Origin of the sequence: Dryocola boscaweniae (genome assembly GCF_025215095.1) — a bacterium.
Taxonomy (GTDB): domain Bacteria; phylum Pseudomonadota; class Gammaproteobacteria; order Enterobacterales; family Enterobacteriaceae; genus Dryocola; species Dryocola boscaweniae.
Genome location: NZ_JALHAP010000067.1, coordinates 17593 through 36055, shown reverse-complemented (window position 1 = coordinate 36055; position 18463 = coordinate 17593). Strand labels below are relative to the sequence as shown.

Below are 18463 nucleotides of genomic sequence, written 5' to 3'. Positions count from 1 at the left end.
CTTAACGTCGGGAATTACACTCCAGGAAAATATTATGAAAATTACAGTGGTTTGCGGTAACGGTTTAGGCACCAGCCTGATGATGGAAATGAGCATCAAAAACATTCTGAAAGAGCTGTCCGTAAATGCGGATGTCGATCATGTCGATCTCGGCTCCGCCAAAGGTACGCCAGCCGATATTTTCGTTGGTACGAAAGACATCGCCGAGCAGCTTGTCGCCCAGTCGGTGGCCGGTAAAATCGTCGCGCTGGACAACATGATTGATAAAAAAGCCATGAAAGAGCGTTTGTCCGTGGCATTAACCGAATTAGGCGCGCTGTAAGCGGAGGCTGATATGGATTTCTTTCGTTTTTTGATGAGCGATGTGCTTTCCGAACCGGCGGTGCTGGTCGGTTTAATCGCGCTGATAGGGCTGATCGCCCAGAAAAAACCGGTCACCGAATGCATTAAAGGCACCGTCAAAACCATTATGGGTTTTGTGATTTTAGGCGCCGGTGCGGGTCTGGTTGTCTCATCGCTGGGTGATTTCGCCAATATTTTCCAGCACGCCTTTGGTATTCAGGGCGTCGTGCCGAACAACGAAGCCATTGTCTCCGTGGCGCAGAAAAGCTTCGGTAAAGAAATGGCGATGATTATGTTCTTCGCTATGGTTATCAACATCCTGATTGCCCGCTTTACACCGTGGAAGTTCATCTTCCTGACCGGCCACCACACGTTATTTATGTCGATGATGGTAGCGGTGATTCTGGCAACCGCAGGCATGAGCGGCGTGACGCTGATTGCCGTAGGCTCGCTGGTGGTAGGCGTGGCGATGGTCTTCTTCCCGGCTATTGCACACCCTTATATGAAGAGGGTGACCGGCTCTGACGATGTCGCCATTGGCCATTTCTCGACGTTATCCTACGTGCTCGCAGGTTTTATCGGCAGCAAGTTCGGTAACAAAGAGCATTCGACCGAAGACATGAACGTGCCGAAAAGCCTGCTGTTCCTGCGCGACACGCCGGTGGCAATATCCTTTACCATGAGCATTATCTTCCTGGTCACCTGCCTGTTCGCCGGTGCTGACGTGGTGAAAGAGCTGAGCGGCGGCAAAAACTGGTTCATGTTCTCCATCATGCAGTCCATTACCTTCGCGGCGGGCGTGTATATCATCCTGCAAGGCGTGCGCATGGTGATTGCGGAAATCGTTCCGGCGTTTAAAGGCATCTCCGATAAGCTGGTGCCAAACGCTAAGCCAGCGCTTGATTGCCCGGTTGTCTTCCCTTATGCACCAAACGCCGTGCTGGTGGGCTTTCTGAGCAGCTTTGCCGCAGGTTTGATCGGAATGTTTGCATTATACCTGCTGGATATGACGGTGATTATTCCAGGCGTGGTGCCGCATTTCTTCGTCGGCGCGGCGGCTGGCGTGTTCGGTAACGCTACCGGCGGACGTCGCGGGGCTATGCTCGGGGCGTTCGCTCAGGGTTTGCTGATTACCTTCCTGCCGGTGTTCCTGCTGCCGGTACTGGGCGATATTGGTTTCGCCAATACGACGTTCAGCGATGCTGACTTTGGCGTGGTGGGAATTCTGTTAGGGATTATCGTTCGTTAATCCTGCGCCAGACGTAAAAACGCCAGCGTTTAGCTGGCGTTTTTTTAGCGAAATTTTATCACTCTTTCGGATCTTTACCCGCCAGCAGCTTATCCAGCTCGTCGCCGCCCACGTGTCGGAAATCCTGTCCTTTCACGAAGTAGAAAATAAATTCGCAGATATTCTGGCAGCGGTCGCCGATTCGCTCGATAGAACGCGCGCAGAACAGCGCTGTCAGCACGCTTGGAATGGTGCGCGAATCTTCCATCATATAAGTCATCAACTGGCGCACGATGCCTTCATATTCCTGGTCAACTTTTTTATCTTCACGGTAAATACGCACCGCTTCATCCAGATCCATACGCGCAAACGCATCCAGCACGTCGTGCAGCATTTGCACCGTGTGGCGACCAAGCGATTCCAGGCTTACCAGCAGCGGCTGATGCTGCTGGGAGAATTTCTCCAGCGCCGTACGGCAGATTTTATCCGCCACGTCACCGATACGTTCCAGCTCGGAAATGGTCTTGATGATCGCCATCACCAGGCGTAGGTCGCTGGCTGTTGGCTGGCGTTTGGCGATGATGCGCACGCAGGCTTCATCAATGGCCACTTCCATCATGTTGACCTTCTGGTCGCCTTCAATGACGCGTTTCGCCAGCTCGCTATCCTGGTTATGCATCGCCGTGATGGCGTCGGAAAGCTGCTGTTCCACCAGCCCGCCCATGGTCATCACCTGAGTACGAATGTATTCCAGCTCAGCGTTAAACTGGCCTGAAATGTGTTTGTTGAGATTGAGGCTATCCATCGTGTTCTCCAAATCAACCGTAGCGGCCAGTAATGTAATCTTCAGTCTGCTTCTTGGCAGGAGTGGTAAACAGCGTGTCGGTTTCGCTAAATTCAATCAGCTCGCCTAAGTACATAAACGCTGTATGGTCGGAACAACGCGCCGCCTGCTGCATATTGTGGGTAACAATCACCACGGTGTAATCCTGTTTCAGCTCGGTAATCAGCTCTTCAATACGCCCGGTAGAAATCGGGTCAAGGGCTGAACACGGCTCATCAAGCAGCAACACGTCAGGGCGAATAGCAATGCCGCGCGCGATACACAGACGCTGCTGCTGGCCGCCGGAGAGACTGTATCCGCTCTGGTGCAATTTATCTTTGGTTTCATTCCACAATGCGGCTTTGGTCAATGCCCACTGCACGCGCTCGTCCATATCGCTGCGCGAGAGCTTTTCAAACAGGCGCACGCCAAAGGCGATGTTGTCGTAAATCGACATCGGGAACGGGGTTGGCTTCTGGAACACCATGCCCACTTTGGCACGCAGCAGCGCGATGTCCTGGCTGTGGGTGAGGATGTTCTCACCGTCCAGCAGGATTTCGCCTTCGGCGCGCTGCTCCGGGTAGAGCGAGTACATTTTGTTAAAGGTGCGCAGCAGGGTGGATTTACCACAGCCCGACGGCCCAATGAACGCGGTAACCTGGTTCTTCGCGATATCCAGATTGATGTTTTTCAGGGCATGGAACTTCCCATAGAAGAAGTTCAAATCGCGAACCTGAATTTTGCCCGGGGCAGTATCAACCATACTCATCTGTTTCTTTATCTCCATCCGGCGCCGCCTGTGCCGCGCCGTAAAATTTAACCGTGTTTACTCTTCGAGAAAATCACACGCGCCAGAATGTTCAACAGCAGAACGCACAGGGTAATAATCAGCACCCCGGCCCAGGCCAACTGTTGCCACTCGGCAAACGGGCTCATGGCAAATTTGAAAATCGTCACCGGCAGGTTAGCCAGCGGCTGCATCATATCCGTGCTCCAGAACTGGTTGGAGAGCGACGTGAACAGCAGCGGGGCGGTTTCGCCCGCAATACGCGCAATCGCCAGCAGAACCCCGGTGATAATCCCGGACACAGAGGCTTTGAGCGTAATCGCAGAAATCATTTTCCACTTTGGGGTGCCCAGCGCGTAGGCCGCTTCTCGCAGGCTGTCCGGCACCAGTTTCATCATGTTTTCAGTGGTACGAATCACTATCGGGATTTGCAGCAGCGCCAGTGCAATCACCCCGGCCCAGCCGGAGAAGTGCTGCATCTTCGCCACCACCACGGTATAAACAAACAGGCCAACCACAATCGATGGCGCGGAAAGCAGAATGTCATTAATAAAACGAATAACTTCCGCCAGCCACGACTTACGTCCGTACTCCGCCAGATAAATGCCGGCCATAATGCCAAGCGGCGTTCCGAAAACTGTTGCCCATAAAATTAACAGGCCGCTGCCCGCAAGGGCGTTCGCCAGACCGCCACCGGCCGTATTCGGCGGCGGCGTCATTTCGGTGAACAGCGCAATCGACATGCCGTCGATGCCGCGGGTAATCGTCGAAAACAATATCCATACCAGCCAGAACAGGCCGAACGCCATGGTGCCCATAGAAAGCGTCAGGGCGACGCGGTTCTTCATGCGGCGACGCGCCTGCATTTTGCGGCGAGATTCTGCCAACTGCGCGTTAGATTGCATTTCCATCGTGGTCATGTACGCGTCCCCTCGTTCTTCGCCAGGCGCATAATCATGAACTTAGAGATCGCCAGAACAATAAAGGTGATAACAAACAGAATCAGGCCAAGCTCCATCAGCGCTGCGGTATGCAGGCCGGATTCCGCTTCGGCAAATTCGTTCGCCAGCGCGGAGGTGATGCTGTTACCCGGCATGTACAGCGAGGCGCTGTCAAGCTGGTAGGTGTTGCCGATAATAAAGGTCACCGCCATGGTTTCACCGAGCGCGCGGCCAAGCCCGAGCATCACGCCACCAATCACGCCGTTTTTGGTGAACGGCAGAACGATGCGCCAGATAACTTCCCAGGTGGTGCAGCCGATACCATAGGCCGACTCTTTCATCATTACCGGGGTTTGTTCGAAGACATCGCGCATTACGGAGGCGATGTACGGAATGATCATGATGGCCAGTATCACGCCTGCGGCGAGAATACCGATGCCGAAAGCCGGGCCGGAGAACAGCGCGCCCACAATAGGTACTGAAGAAAGAACGTTGCCCACCGGCTCCTGGAAGTAGGTCGCAAACAGTGGCGCAAAGATAAACAGGCCCCACATGCCGTAAACGATACTTGGAATAGCGGCTAAAAGCTCAATGGCGATGCCTAACGGGCGGCGTAACCAGCCGGGCGCCAGCTCAGTTAAGAACAGCGCGATACCAAAGCTCACCGGAACGGCAATCAGTAGCGCAATGAACGAGGTGACCAGCGTGCCGTAAATCGGCACCAGCGCGCCGTAAATGTCATTAGGGGCGTCCCACTCTTTGGTCCACAGGAATGCGAAACCAAATTTCTGAATGCTCGGCCAGGAGGAAATAATCAGGGAGATGATAATGCCGCCCAGCAGAAATAGCACAATCAGCGCAGCCAGTTTTACCAGCACGCTGAAAATGATATCGCCTTGTTTGCCAGGGGCTTTGAACCTCGGCTTACTTACCGCCATAAATTACTCTTTTAGTTAAACATGTTTACGAAATCGCCGGATGGCGCCTGCGCTTATCCGGCCTACAGTCAGAGCCGTAGGGCGGGTAAGCCTAAGCGTTACCCGCCATTTTCGTCAGAAGGCTAAATTAATACAATGCCTTACCGGAGCTATCTTTCACATTGGTCTTCCATTCGGCGCGAACCTGCTCAACCACGGCATCCGGCAGGGAAGCGTAATCCAGGTCGTTAGCCTGTTTCGCGCCCTCTTTGTATGCCCAGTCGAAGAACTTCAGCACTTCAGCGCCCTGCTCAGGGTTCTTCTGCTCTTTATGCACCAGAATGAAGGTAGTGGAGGTGATTGGCCACGCATCCGCACCTTGCTGGTTAGTCAGATCCTGAGCGAAGGTTTTGCTCCAGTCCGCGCCCTTAGCCGCGTTAGCAAAGTTTTCTTCTGAAGGCGCTACCGGTTTGCCATCGGCAGAAACCAGCCTGGTGTAAGCCAGGTTGTTCTGCTTAGCGTAAGCATACTCAACGTAGCCAATTGAGCCAGGCAGACGCTGAACGAAAGCAGCGATGCCGTCGTTACCCTTGCCGCCCAGGCCGGTTGGCCAGTTGACGGTTGAGCCCGCACCGATTTTGGATTTCCACTCTTCGTTTACTTTCGCCAGGTAGCTGGTGAAGACGAAGGAAGTACCGGAACCGTCAGCGCGACGCACAACGGCGATATTCTGCTGTGGCAGCTTCATGCCAGGGTTGAGTTTAGCGATAGCTTCGTCATCCCATTTTTTGATTTTGCCCAGGTAGATGTCACCCAGAGTTTTACCGTCGAGCACCAGCTCGCCGGATTTCACGCCCGGCAGGTTGACTGCCAGAACCACACCGCCGATAACGGTCGGGAACTGGAACAGGCCTTCCTGCGCCAGTTTGTCATCCGCCAGAGGGGCGTCAGACGCACCGAAATCCACGGTGTTAGCAATAATTTGTTTAACGCCACCGGAGGAGCCGATACCCTGGTAGTTAACTTTGTTACCAGTTGATTTTTGGTAGGTATCTGCCCATTTGGCATACACCGGCGCAGGGAAGGTCGCACCGGCGCCGGTCAGGCTTGCGGCAGCATTTACGCCGAAAGCGCTCAGGGATAAGGTCGCGGCGACAACAGTTGCGACGGTGGTACGCATAACTTTCATAATGTCTCCTGCAGAGGTGTTGAACGTAATTCGTTGTTTAGTGGATGCAGGATAGAAAATAGGACAGTTTGGTGACAGTTAAATGTACGAAGTATGACAGTTTTATGACAACCACTTTCGCGTCTATCACTTAAGTGAAATAATCATATTTAAATATGATAAATCAACGAGTTGTTATTTTTACGCAGGCAATAAAAAAGCTGCCCGCAGGCAGCTTTTACAAAATGCCGAGGATAAAAATTTACTCGACGGTAACCGATTTTGCGAGGTTGCGCGGCTGATCCACGTCAGTGCCTTTAATTAGCGCCACGTGATAAGACAGCAGTTGCAACGGCACGGTATAGAAAATAGGCGCAATGACTTCTTCCACATGCGGCATTTCGATAATGTGCATGTTATCGCTGCTGCTAAAGCCTGCATCCCGATCGGCGAAGACATACAGTTGACCGCCGCGAGCGCGCACTTCTTCGATGTTGGATTTCAGCTTTTCCAGCAGTTCGTTGTTTGGCGCCACGACGATAACCGGCATATCCGCATCGATCAGCGCCAGCGGGCCGTGTTTCAGCTCGCCTGCCGCATAGGCTTCCGCGTGGATATAAGAAATCTCTTTGAGCTTCAACGCGCCTTCCATCGCGATCGGATACTGATCGCCACGGCCTAAGAACAGCGCATGATGTTTGTCGGAAAAATCTTCAGCCAGCGCTTCTATGCGTTTGTCCTGAGAAAGCATCTGCTCAATACGACTTGGCAGAGCCTGCAGGCCATGTACGATATCGTGTTCAATCTGCGCATCCGCACCTTTCAGGCGGCTCAGCTTAGCCACCAGCATCAGCAGAACGGTCAACTGAGTGGTGAAGGCTTTGGTGGAAGCCACGCCGATTTCGGTACCTGCGTTGGTCATCAGCGCCAGATCGGATTCGCGTACCAGGGAAGAACCCGGCACGTTACAAATCGCAAGCGACCCCAGATAGCCCAACTCTTTGGAAAGACGCAGCGCCGCCAGGGTATCTGCCGTTTCGCCTGACTGGGAAAGCGTAATCATCAGGCTGTTACGACGCACCGCAGATTTGCGGTAGCGGAATTCAGAGGCGATTTCCACATCGCAAGGCACGCCAGCTAACGCTTCAAACCAGTAGCGGGAAACCATTCCGGAGTTATAGGAAGTACCGCACGCTACAATCTGAATGTGCTCAACCTGAGACAACATTTCGTTGGCTTTTGGACCAAGCTCGGTCAAATCCACTTCGCCGTGGCTGATACGTCCGGCCAGCGTGTTCTTGATTGCGTTAGGCTGCTCGTAGATCTCTTTTTGCATATAGTGACGATAAAGGCCTTTGTCGCCCGCGTCATATTGCAGATTAGATTCGATGTCCGGACGCTGAACCTGTTCGCCGTTGGTGTCGAACACGGTGACGGAACGACGGGTCACTTCAGCGATATCGCCTTCTTCCAGAAAGATAAAGCGACGTGTCACCGGCAACAGCGCCAGTTGATCGGAAGCAATAAAGTTTTCACCCATGCCCAGCCCGATAACCATTGGGCTACCGGAGCGCGCCGCCAGCAGAACGCCCGGATTACGGGTATCCATAATTACCGTGCCATACGCACCGCGCAGTTGGGGAATAGCGCGCAGTACGGCTTCACGCAGCGTACCGCCCTGTTCCAACTCCCAGTGCACTAAGTGAGCAATGACTTCGGTATCGGTCTGTGAGACAAATTTATAGCCGCGCGCCTGTAACGCTTCGCGCAGCGGTTCGTGGTTTTCGATAATGCCGTTGTGAACGACCACGATATGATCGGACACATGTGGATGTGCGTTAACTTCAGAAGGTTCACCGTGAGTCGCCCAACGAGTGTGGGCAATACCGGTGCCGCCGTGCAGCGCGGTTTCCTCTGCGGCTTCAGCCAGTTTCTGTACTTTCCCCAGACGACGCAGACGGGTCATATGGCCCTTTTCGTCTACAACCGTCAGACCCGCGGAATCATAGCCACGGTATTCCAGACGACGTAATCCTTCGAGAAGGATTTCAGCAATATCACGTTGCGCGACCGCGCCAACAATTCCACACATAGTAGTTTATTCCTGATAATGGCGTTCCCGCCATGTGTTGTCGCTGACCTGTATTTCCCGGTTATCCGGGGCCCCGAGCCTTGTAGAGAGTGGGGTTATAGTTTTGTACTACATTGGGCGGAGGAATTATGGTTTCCCCTCGCCAAATTTTCACCCAGGCAACCGGGTGGCGCTGCGCTTACCCGACCTGCGCTGGTTTTGTAGGGTGGGTAAGCAAAGCGCCACCCACCATAGTGCAATTACTTTTTCTTCACCGGACGCCGCCAGCCCTGAATATGGGTCTGTTTTACGCGGCTGACGACTAATTCATTTTCTGCAACGTTGCGCGTTACCGTCGTGCCCGCGCCAATGGTGACGCCGTTCGCAACGGTGACCGGAGCCACCAGTTGGGTGTCGGAACCCACAAACACATCATTACCGATGATGGTTTTGTGCTTGTTCGCTCCGTCATAGTTGCAGGTAATGGTGCCCGCGCCGATATTGACGTTATCGCCAATTTCGGCATCGCCCAGGTAGCTCAAATGACCCGCTTTCGAGCCTTTACCCAGACGCGCTTTTTTCATTTCGACGAAGTTACCGACATGCGCCCCTTCAGCTAACTCAGCGCCCGGACGCAGGCGCGCAAACGGACCAATGGTGCAGGCAGCCGCAAGCGAGGAATCTTCCACGACGGAATAGGGGCTGATTTCGCTGTCGTCGCCGATAACACAGTTTTTAAGCACGCAACCGGCGCCGATTTTGACGCGATGGCCCAGCGTTACGTTACCTTCAATAATCACATTAGTATCGATTTCTACATCACGCCCGTGTTGCAGGACGCCGCGCAGGTCGAAACGTTCAGGATCGCGCAGCATGACGCCGGCCAGCAGCAGTTTGTCCGCCTGTTCGGTCTGATAGACGCGTTCGAGACGAGAGAGTTGCAGGCGATTATTCACGCCTTCCACTTCACTTAATCTGTCTGGATGCACCGCCGTGATGTCATGACCTTCCTGATGCGCCAGAGCGATGATATCGGTGATATAGAACTCGCCCTGAGCATTGTTATTATCCAGCTTGCCCAGCCAGCGTTTCAGATCCGCCCCGTTGGCAATCAGGATCCCGGTATTGATTTCATTGATTTTCCGCTGTTCTTCCGTCGCGTCTTTGTGTTCAACAATCCCGACAACGGCACCATTTTCACGTGCAATGCGGCCATAACCGGTCGGATCGTCCAGCTTTACCGTAAGCAGACCAATACCGCCCTGCGGTTTGGCCTCACGCAGGCGTTGCAATGTTTCAACGGAAATCAGCGGTACGTCGCCGTATAACATCAGGATGTCTTCGTCGTCAGCAAAGAACGGCGCTGCCTGCTGCATTGCGTGACCAGTGCCCAACTGCTCGGCCTGTAAGACCCAGTTCAGCGAATCGTCGCTAAGGGTTTGTTTGAGCAGAGAGCCGCCGTGACCGTAAACCAGATGCACGCGCTGAGCGCCTAAATTATTAGCCGCATCAATAACATGTTGCACCATCGGTTTCCCGGCAAGGGTATGCAGCACCTTCGGGAGGTCGGAATACATGCGGGTCCCTTTGCCTGCGGCAAGGATAACCACGCTCATCGCACTGTTTGACATACGCGTCCTGACTTTAATTTGTGAGAGAAGTAAAACGATTTGGTATTGAAAATACTACATATTTTTCGACAAAAAATGTACTGGATAAAATGTATCCATCATTAAGCCATTTTAATCTTTTCAGGCAGCAGGGAGGGGCTCAAGAGAAGATATTTTCCCTAATTTTTATAAATTAATGGCAAAAAACAACCTATCCGCCTGTTTTAAATATTATTTTTAATTGAAAAATAAAAACAGGGCAAGAATCCCAAATATTCTGTAGTAAGACGTATCGTCAGATAATTCCAGGCTCTCGTGATTATAATGATTTTGTATTAATACATAAATGGAACTTATTATGACAATCAGACCCAGTTTTATCAGCATGTGGCAACATTTCTCAACAGTTAATCAAAATGTCCCTGCGGTTGGGAAAATAATTGGCGGTAAAGTCGAAGAAAACATAAATAGTCACATATTTGAAAATGCCTGTGCAATCCGTATGAGTTACGCCCTCAGTTATTCAGGGATCAATATTCCCAGAAGTAATAGATGGAGTACATCATCCGGTAAAGATAAGAAATGGTACATATATAGAGTTAGTGATATGATCAAGTTTCTTACATTTCGGTTCGGAAACGCCGATATAACCAGTAATTTTTCCGATGCAAAAGGAATATTGCTCTTTAATGTTACTGGTTGGAGTGATGCAACAGGACACCTTACTCTCTGGGACGGTAACAGCTGCTCTGATAAATGTTACTTTCCTCAATCAAGCGGAGTGCAACTATGGACGTTAAAGTAGCTCTCATGATATCGCTGCTTGCTTTCCCTGCTCTGGCAAAAGAAAGCAACAACAATAGTCAAAACTACAATTTAGAAAATTTTGCACTGAGTATGTGCCTTGCCAAAGGATTTTCAGATAACGAAGTGAAAAAAGATGCCTTTTCTGCCGTAAATGCTTATGTTGAACTTGGATCATATCCTGCGGAAGCTTACGAGGAAGCAGATAATCTTATTAAAGAATTCCTTGCGAAAAAATATGTGGGTAAAAATAGGAACTCAGAGTTTATAGTAATGAAGTGCATTGATGCATCAAGAAGCAAAGAGCTTAAAAAAATCGAGCAAAAATACGCATATTGAGCATCAAGGTACGCAAAACAAGAAATGTTGTCTGTATTTTAACTCAATCTCTTCAATAAAAAGCCAGTCTGGGATACAGACTGGCTTTTGTACTTTCAAGCAGGTAGTTACATCGCTTTTCTGGTTAACTCGATAACGCGCAGTTTCGCGATCGCTTTAGCCAGTTCAGCAGAAGCCTGAGCGTAGTCCACATCACCGTGGGAGCTGTGGATGTGCTCTTCCGCTTTACGTTTCGCTTCCAGGGCTCGCGCTTCGTCGAGATCCTGGCCGCGAATTGCGGTATCAGCCAGCACGGTAACCGTGCCTGGCTGCACTTCCAACACACCACCGGACAAATAGATGTACTCTTCATGTCCGTGCTGTTTCACGATGCGGATCATACCAGGCTTAATGGCGGTGAGCAGCGGGGCGTGGCCTGGGTAAATACCCAGTTCACCTTCACTACCCGTTACCTGGATCTTCTCGACCAGACCGGAGAACATTTGAAGCTCCGCGCTGACGACGTCCAGGTGGTAAGTCATTGCCATATCACCCTCCGATTAAGGCGTTAAAGTTTTTTAGCTTTCTCAACGGCTTCGTCGATAGAGCCAACCATGTAGAACGCCTGCTCTGGCAGATGGTCGTATTCGCCGTCCATGATGCCTTTAAAGCCACGGATGGTGTCTTTCAGCGACACATATTTGCCTGGAGAACCGGTAAAGACTTCCGCTACGAAGAATGGCTGAGACAGGAAGCGCTGGATCTTACGCGCACGTGCTACAACCAATTTATCTTCTTCAGAGAGTTCGTCCATACCGAGGATGGCGATGATGTCTTTCAGTTCCTGGTAACGCTGCAGAATAGACTGCACGCCACGCGCGGTGTCGTAGTGTTCCTGACCCACAACCAGTGGATCCAGCTGACGGCTGGTGGAATCCAGCGGGTCTACTGCCGGGTAGATACCCAGAGAAGCGATCTGACGGCTCAGTACCACGGTTGCATCTAAGTGAGCAAAGGTGGTGGCTGGGGATGGGTCAGTCAAGTCATCCGCAGGTACGTATACCGCCTGAACGGAAGTGATGGAGCCGGTTTTGGTGGAGGTAATACGTTCCTGCAAAACGCCCATCTCTTCTGCCAGAGTTGGCTGATAACCTACCGCAGACGGCATACGACCCAGCAGTGCAGATACTTCGGTACCGGCCAGGGTATAACGGTAGATGTTATCAACGAACAGCAGAACGTCACGACCTTCGTCACGGAATTTCTCCGCCATGGTCAGACCGGTCAGAGCAACACGCAGACGGTTACCTGGTGGCTCGTTCATCTGGCCATACACGAGGGATACTTTGTCCAGAACGTTGGAGTCGGTCATTTCGTGGTAGAAGTCGTTACCCTCACGAGTACGTTCACCTACGCCTGCAAACACAGAGTAACCGGAGTGCTCGATCGCGATGTTACGGATAAGCTCCATCATGTTTACAGTTTTACCTACGCCCGCACCGCCGAACAGACCAACTTTACCGCCCTTAGCGAACGGACACATCAGGTCGATAACTTTGATGCCGGTTTCCAGCAGATCCTGAGAACTTGCCAGCTCTTCATAGCTTGGTGCAGCGCGATGGATAGCCCAACGCTCTTCTTCACCGATATCGCCTTTCATGTCGATTGGGTCACCCAATACGTTCATGATACGGCCCAGAGTCGCTTTACCTACCGGTACTTCAATTGGGTGATCGAGGTTGGTTACTACCAGACCGCGACGCAGGCCGTCAGAAGAACCCATGGCGATGGTACGAACCACGCCACCACCGAGCTGTTGCTGAACTTCCAGCACCAGGCGGTCATTACCGTTTGTAACCTCGAGGGCGTCGTACACTTTTGGTACGGCATCCTGAGGGAACTCGACGTCCACCACGGCGCCGATTACCTGGATAATCTTTCCAGTAGCCATCTTGTTGAATCCTCTACGTAATTCGTTTACCCGTCATATTTCGACTTGCAGATGCGTTGACTGCCTTCCCTCACCTCAGTCACTTACCAGAGTAAGCTCCTGAGGACTCGCTCAGTTGCCGCCTTTCTGCAAACCGAACTATTTAGGGTAACCACCTGGTTATACCGCGGACGCGCCACCGACGATTTCGGTGAGTTCCTGAGTAATGCTGGCCTGACGAGCTTTGTTGTATACCAACTGCAGCTCTTTAATCAGGCTGCCGCCATTGTCGGTAGCGGCTTTCATCGCCACCATTCGTGCGGCCTGCTCGCTGGCCAGGTTTTCTACGACGCCCTGATAAACCTGAGATTCCACATAACGACGCAGCAGGGTATCCAGCAGCGCTTTAGGATCAGGTTCATACAGATAATCCCAGGATTTCTTTTTCAATTCGCCGTCTTCTGCTGGCGGTAACGGCAGCAGTTGGGTGATTGTCGGAACCTGGGACATAGTGTTTATAAATTTGTTGCTGACAACATACAGCTTGTCCAGACGGCCTTCATCGTAGGCCTGCAACATCACTTTCACCGGGCCAATCAACTCGGACAGGGAAGGGTTATCGCCCATACCGGTCACCTGAGCAACAACATTGCCGCCCACAGAGTTGAAGAAAGAGACGCCTTTGGAGCCGATCATCGCGATTTCGCTCTGAACGCCTTTATCGGACCACTCTTTCATGTCAGCCAGCAGCTTTTTGAACAGGTTAATGTTCAAGCCACCGCACAGACCACGGTCAGTGGACACCACCAGGTAGCCCACGCGTTTAACTTCGCGTTCATCCAGGTATGGGTGTTTGTATTCAAGATTACCCAGAGCAAGGTGACCAATCACTTTACGCATGGTGTCTGCGTAAGGACGGCTGGCTGCCATGCGTTCCTGCGATTTACGCATTTTGGACGCGGCGACCATTTCCATTGCTTTGGTGATCTTCTGCGTGTTCTGGACGCTTGCGATCTTACTACGTATCTCTTTTGCGCCGGCCATGAGCTTCTCCTCAATGCCTTGCGGCTTGCCCTAAGACAAGCCGCCAGACTTTACCAGGACTGAGTTGCTTTGAAGGAATCGAGGATGCCTTTCAGCTTGCCTTCGATTTCGTCGTTATAGCCACCAGATTGGTTGATTTCTTGCATCAGCGGAGCATGGTCACGGTCAACGTACGCCATCAGAGCGGCTTCGAAGCTACCGATTTTAGCCAGTTCCACATCTTCGAGGTAACCGCGTTCAGCAGCGAACAGAACCAGAGACTGCTGCGCAACCGACATAGGCGCATACTGTTTCTGTTTCAGAAGCTCGGTCACTTTCTGACCGTGGCTCAATTGCTTACGGGTCGCATCGTCAAGATCTGATGCAAACTGAGAGAACGCAGCCAGTTCACGATACTGTGCCAGAGCGGTACGAATACCACCGGACAGTTTTTTCATGATCTTGGTCTGAGCAGCGCCACCAACACGGGATACGGAGATACCCGGGTTAACCGCAGGACGAATACCGGCGTTAAACAGGTTAGATTCCAGGAAGATCTGACCATCGGTAATGGAAATTACGTTGGTCGGAACGAACGCGGAAACGTCACCAGCTTGCGTTTCGATAATCGGCAGCGCGGTCAGAGAACCGGTTTTCCCTTTAACTTCACCTTTGGTGAAGGCTTCAACGTATTCGGCGTTAACACGCGCAGCACGCTCCAGCAGACGGGAGTGGAGGTAGAATACGTCGCCCGGGAATGCTTCACGACCTGGCGGACGACGAAGCAGCAGGGAAATCTGGCGGTAAGCAACGGCCTGTTTGGACAGGTCATCGTATACAATCAGCGCATCTTCACCACGGTCACGGAAGTATTCGCCCATTGCGCAACCGGCATATGGCGCCAGGTATTGCAGTGCTGCGGATTCAGAAGCAGTAGCCACAACCACGATGGTGTTAGCCAGTGCGCCGTGCTCTTCCAGCTTGCGAACCACGTTAGCGATGGTTGACGCTTTCTGGCCGATAGCAACATAGATACATTTGATGCCGGAATCACGCTGGTTGATGATGGCATCGATCGCCAGCGCGGTTTTACCGGTCTGACGGTCACCGATGACCAGCTCACGCTGACCACGGCCGATTGGAATCATGGCGTCAACAGACTTATAACCGGTCTGAACCGGCTGGTCTACGGACTGACGCTCGATTACGCCCGGTGCAATCGCTTCAACGGCTGAGAAACCGTCATGCTCAAGCGGACCTTTACCGTCGATTGGCGCACCCAGGGTGTTCACCACGCGGCCCAACAGGCCACGACCGACAGGAACTTCAAGGATACGGCCAGTACACTTAACTTTCATGCCTTCAGCAAGGTCAGCGTACGGACCCATTACTACCGCACCTACAGAGTCGCGCTCGAGGTTCAGTGCAATGGCGTAACGGTTACCCGGCAGGGAAATCATCTCACCCTGCATGACATCGGCCAGGCCGTGTACGCGGATGATACCGTCACTTACGGAAACAATAGTACCTTCGTTGTGAGCTTCGCTCACTACATTGAACTGAGCAATGCGCTGCTTGATCAGTTCGCTGATTTCGGTGGAATTCAGTTGCATGCTCCAGTCCCCTTAAGACTGCAAGACGTCTGTCAGGCGATCAAGACGGCCGCGTACGCTACCATCAATGACCATATCACCCGCACGGATGACGACACCTGCCATTACAGACTTATCAATTTTGCAATTCAGCTTCACTTTGCGTGACAGACGTTTTTCCATCGCGGCGCTGATTTTCGAGAGCTGTGCTTCACTCAGTGCGCTGGCGGAAGTCACTTCGACTTCAACCGTGGCCTCCTGGGCTGCACGCAGTTGCACGAATTGCTCAAGAACATCAGGAAGAACCTTCAGACGCCCATTTTCAGCCATCACCCGAATCAGGTTCTGGCCGTTAGCGTCGAGTTGGTCACCACAGATAGTAATAAACGACTCAGAGAGCGTTTCCGGAGCCATAGCCCCGGAGAGAAGCTCTGCCATTTCTTCGTTTTTAGACACCTCGGCGGCGAAGGCCAGCATATTCTGCCAGTTATCAACGCTCTGGTGTTCGACGGCAAAGTCAAAAGCTGCTTTGGCGTAGGGGCGAGCTACAGTAACAAATTCAGACATCAGCCCCTCCCTCCTTACAGTTCAGCGACCAGTTTATCAACGATGTCGCTGTTAGCAGCTCCATCCACGGAACGTTCGATAATCTTCTCGGCACCGGCGATAGCCAGCAGAGCGACCTGCTTACGCAGTTCTTCGCGAGCGCGTTTACGCTCTGCGTCGATTTCTGCCTGAGCCTGTGCGACGATTTTGTTGCGTTCCTGCTCTGCCTCGGTTTTAGCTTCTTCAACGATTTGAGCGCGGCGTTTGTTCGCCTGCTCAATAATCACCTGAGCTTCTGCTTTGGCTTTTTTCAGCTGGTCGGTCGCGTTGGCCTGTGCAAGGTCAAGGTCCTTCTGAGCACGTTCTGCAGAAGCGAGGCCGTCAGCAATTTCTTTTTGACGTTTCTCGATGGCGGCCATTAACGGCGGCCATACATACTTCATGCAGAACAGAACAAACAGGACAAACGCGATGGCCTGGCCGAGGATTGTTGCGTTAAGATTCACAGCACAATGCCTCTTTGTTAGTTAACGTTCTGATATTGCTTGGTATCTTAAGCAACGCTCACTACGCGACGGCGAACATCACGTACAGACCCAGACCAACAGCGATCATCGGGATTGCATCTACCAGACCCATAACGATAAAGAACTGAGTACGCAGCAGAGGAATCAGATCAGGTTGACGCGCAGCGCCTTCCAGGAATTTGCCCCCGAGGATGCCGATACCGATCGCAGCACCGATTGCCGCCAGACCCATCATCACAGCGGCAGCCATGTACAGCAGATCCATATTCAGGTTTTCCATGACAGTCTCCAGTTTGTTTCAGTTAAAACGCAGTAGTGGTAAGTAAAATCAATGCTCTTCAGACGCCATCGACAGATAGACAATCGTCAGAACCATGAAAATGAAGGCTTGCAGCGTAATGATCAGGATGTGGAAAATGGCCCAAGGCACATTCAGGAGCCACTGTGACCACCACGGCAACAGACCAGCAATCAGAATGAAAATCAGCTCACCGGCATACATGTTGCCGAACAGTCGCAGACCAAGTGATACAGGCTTGGACAGCAGGCTTACCCCTTCAAGGATTAAGTTGACAGGAATAAATGCCCAGTGATTGAACGGCTGCAGCGTCAGCTCTTTCGTGAAGCCGCCAATGCCTTTCATTTTGATGCTGTAGAAAATAATCAGGATGAATACGCCAAGCGCCATGGACAGAGTGATGTTCACGTCCGCAGACGGTACCACGCGCAGAGCTGGCAGGCCGAAGATATGCTCGCCGATATACGGCAGCAGATCGATTGGCAGCAAGTCCATCAGGTTCATCAGGAATACCCAGACGAAAACCGTCAGGGCCAGGGGAGCGATAACTTTGCTTTTGCCATGGTACATGTCTTTCACGCTGCCATGCACAAAGCCGATAATCAGCTCAACTGCAGTCTGTAATTTACCCGGTACGCCGCTGGTGGCGTTTTTCGCTACCTTGCGGAAAATAACCAGGAACAAGAGACCCAGGGCCACTGAGAAGAACATGGAGTCAATGTTGAGCGTCCAGAAGGTGGCCGGGGGGTTATGCGGATCCACCAGCGAGAAAGTACGCAGGTCCAACTGAAGGTTGTTCAGATGGTGGCCTATATACTCCTGCGGTGTAGAGATTTCTCCTGCAGACATGATGCCTCTTACCCTTTGTTGTTAATTACAGCTGGTGCGAGTATCTGCACAACCAGCACCGAAACCCACGTCACTATCAGCGGTAAAACCACCGCCTTAAAGCCTACCAGCGCCACCACCAGAATGATAAAACTCGCAACCACCTTTAACACTTCACCAATGGCGAAAGTCCAGGCAACACGGCCTTTAGCGGGTGTATGCGCCTGATGACGCCAGGCAAAAATCATAAATAATACGTTCGGCAGCCAGGCTGCCAGACCTCCACCAAAAGCAGAAGCGCCCCATGAGGGGTCTTTGAGGCAAAACAGCAATCCGATTGCTAATACTGCCAGAAGCTGGATGAACAGTAACTTACGGGCCATGTTCCAACTTAACAGCGACACTGACATGACGTTTCTTTCTCCTGCTCCCTTAGAGGTATGTCGCGTGTCGTATAAAACTGTCTTTGCGGCCCAGAGTCAAGCCTCAAAAAGCGAGCAAATTATACGGTGCGGCCCCGTGATTTCAAACATTAAGTAGCAAAAAGGTGAACAAATGTTTAAATAATTTTCTGCACGCTTATTTTTCAACTTTTCATCAAAGCCGGGCATTTTCTGAAAAAGTGCAAATAAGCCGTTTTGCCCCACAACAAAGCGTGCCCCGGATCACATATTAGACATCTCACATCCGCTATACCTATGTCTGTCTCT

General features: G+C 51.9%; 20 protein-coding genes. 4 read left to right on the top strand and 16 right to left on the bottom strand.

Annotation, left to right across the window (positions count from 1 at the left end):
* The first annotated feature begins 34 nt into the window (after window positions 1-34).
* Window positions 35-322 carry a PTS sugar transporter subunit IIB gene (locus tag MUA00_RS02110; RefSeq protein WP_271121492.1) on the top strand — a complete coding sequence of 96 codons (288 nt, stop codon included), beginning with the start codon at window positions 35-37 and terminating at the stop codon, window positions 320-322.
* A gap of 12 nt (window positions 323-334) precedes the next feature.
* Entirely contained in the window at window positions 335-1591 is a 1257-nt protein-coding gene (locus MUA00_RS02105) for a PTS ascorbate transporter subunit IIC (RefSeq protein ID WP_271121493.1), read from the top strand.
* A 58-nt stretch (window positions 1592-1649) separates the two neighbouring features.
* Here MUA00_RS02105 and phoU read toward each other — a convergent pair whose 3' ends face one another.
* From phoU to glmU, 7 genes are all read right to left on the bottom strand, one after another.
* Complete coding sequence (phoU, locus tag MUA00_RS02100; protein ID WP_271121494.1) at window positions 1650-2375, bottom strand: phosphate signaling complex protein PhoU; 726 nt, start codon at window positions 2373-2375, stop codon at window positions 1650-1652.
* 13 nt (window positions 2376-2388) lie between these two features.
* Window positions 2389-3162: a phosphate ABC transporter ATP-binding protein PstB gene (gene pstB, locus MUA00_RS02095; protein ID WP_121267545.1), complete on the bottom strand. Its 774-nt coding sequence runs from the start codon at window positions 3160-3162 to the stop codon at window positions 2389-2391.
* 47 nt (window positions 3163-3209) lie between these two features.
* The gene (gene pstA, locus MUA00_RS02090; protein ID WP_271121495.1) at window positions 3210-4100 is read right to left on the bottom strand and encodes a phosphate ABC transporter permease PstA; all 891 of its coding nucleotides are present in this window, start codon (window positions 4098-4100) and stop codon (window positions 3210-3212) included.
* Complete coding sequence (gene pstC, locus MUA00_RS02085) at window positions 4097-5059, bottom strand: phosphate ABC transporter permease PstC (RefSeq protein WP_271121496.1); 963 nt, start codon at window positions 5057-5059, stop codon at window positions 4097-4099. Before pstC ends, pstA begins: the two co-directional genes overlap by 4 nt.
* 127 nt (window positions 5060-5186) lie before the next feature.
* Window positions 5187-6227, bottom strand: coding sequence for a phosphate ABC transporter substrate-binding protein PstS (gene pstS / locus MUA00_RS02080; RefSeq protein WP_271121497.1), 1041 nt, complete (start codon window positions 6225-6227; stop codon window positions 5187-5189).
* Window positions 6228-6468: 241 nt separating this feature from the next.
* Entirely contained in the window at window positions 6469-8298 is a 1830-nt protein-coding gene (gene glmS / locus MUA00_RS02075) for a glutamine--fructose-6-phosphate transaminase (isomerizing) (protein ID WP_271121498.1), read from the bottom strand.
* Window positions 8299-8537: 239 nt separating this feature from the next.
* Window positions 8538-9908 (bottom strand): bifunctional UDP-N-acetylglucosamine diphosphorylase/glucosamine-1-phosphate N-acetyltransferase GlmU, encoded by a 1371-nt coding sequence (gene glmU, locus MUA00_RS02070; RefSeq protein WP_271121499.1) that lies wholly within the window; start codon window positions 9906-9908, stop codon window positions 8538-8540.
* Window positions 9909-10245: 337 nt separating this feature from the next.
* Here glmU and MUA00_RS02065 point away from each other — a divergent pair, with 337 nt between their 5' ends.
* A complete protein-coding gene (locus tag MUA00_RS02065) occupies window positions 10246-10692 on the top strand; it encodes a type VI secretion system amidase effector protein Tae4 (protein ID WP_271121500.1) in 447 nt (148 codons plus the stop codon).
* Window positions 10677-11030, top strand: coding sequence for a T6SS amidase immunity protein Tai4 family protein (locus tag MUA00_RS02060; protein ID WP_271121501.1), 354 nt, complete (start codon window positions 10677-10679; stop codon window positions 11028-11030). The genes MUA00_RS02065 and MUA00_RS02060 overlap by 16 nt, the downstream gene beginning before the upstream one ends.
* 107 nt (window positions 11031-11137) lie before the next feature.
* Here MUA00_RS02060 and MUA00_RS02055 read toward each other — a convergent pair whose 3' ends face one another.
* The 9 genes from MUA00_RS02055 to atpI form a co-directional block, all read right to left on the bottom strand.
* Window positions 11138-11557, bottom strand: a complete 420-nt coding sequence (locus tag MUA00_RS02055; protein WP_271121502.1) for a F0F1 ATP synthase subunit epsilon — start codon at window positions 11555-11557, stop codon at window positions 11138-11140.
* 20 nt (window positions 11558-11577) lie between these two features.
* Window positions 11578-12960, bottom strand: a complete 1383-nt coding sequence (gene atpD, locus MUA00_RS02050; RefSeq protein WP_271121503.1) for a F0F1 ATP synthase subunit beta — start codon at window positions 12958-12960, stop codon at window positions 11578-11580.
* Between the two features lie 159 nt (window positions 12961-13119).
* Window positions 13120-13983: a F0F1 ATP synthase subunit gamma gene (gene atpG / locus MUA00_RS02045; protein ID WP_271121504.1), complete on the bottom strand. Its 864-nt coding sequence runs from the start codon at window positions 13981-13983 to the stop codon at window positions 13120-13122.
* 50 nt (window positions 13984-14033) lie between these two features.
* Window positions 14034-15575, bottom strand: a complete 1542-nt coding sequence (atpA, locus tag MUA00_RS02040; RefSeq protein WP_121263712.1) for a F0F1 ATP synthase subunit alpha — start codon at window positions 15573-15575, stop codon at window positions 14034-14036.
* Window positions 15576-15587: 12 nt separating this feature from the next.
* On the bottom strand, window positions 15588-16121 hold the full coding sequence (atpH, locus tag MUA00_RS02035; protein ID WP_271121505.1) for a F0F1 ATP synthase subunit delta: 534 nt from the start codon (window positions 16119-16121) through the stop codon (window positions 15588-15590).
* Between the two features lie 14 nt (window positions 16122-16135).
* A complete protein-coding gene (gene atpF / locus MUA00_RS02030; RefSeq protein WP_271121506.1) occupies window positions 16136-16606 on the bottom strand; it encodes a F0F1 ATP synthase subunit B in 471 nt (156 codons plus the stop codon).
* 61 nt (window positions 16607-16667) lie between these two features.
* On the bottom strand, window positions 16668-16907 hold the full coding sequence (gene atpE, locus MUA00_RS02025) for a F0F1 ATP synthase subunit C (RefSeq protein ID WP_000429386.1): 240 nt from the start codon (window positions 16905-16907) through the stop codon (window positions 16668-16670).
* Between the two features lie 48 nt (window positions 16908-16955).
* Window positions 16956-17774, bottom strand: coding sequence for a F0F1 ATP synthase subunit A (gene atpB / locus MUA00_RS02020; RefSeq protein WP_271121507.1), 819 nt, complete (start codon window positions 17772-17774; stop codon window positions 16956-16958).
* Window positions 17775-17782: 8 nt separating this feature from the next.
* Complete coding sequence (gene atpI / locus MUA00_RS02015; RefSeq protein WP_271121508.1) at window positions 17783-18163, bottom strand: F0F1 ATP synthase subunit I; 381 nt, start codon at window positions 18161-18163, stop codon at window positions 17783-17785.
* Between the last annotated feature and the right edge of the window lie 300 nt (window positions 18164-18463).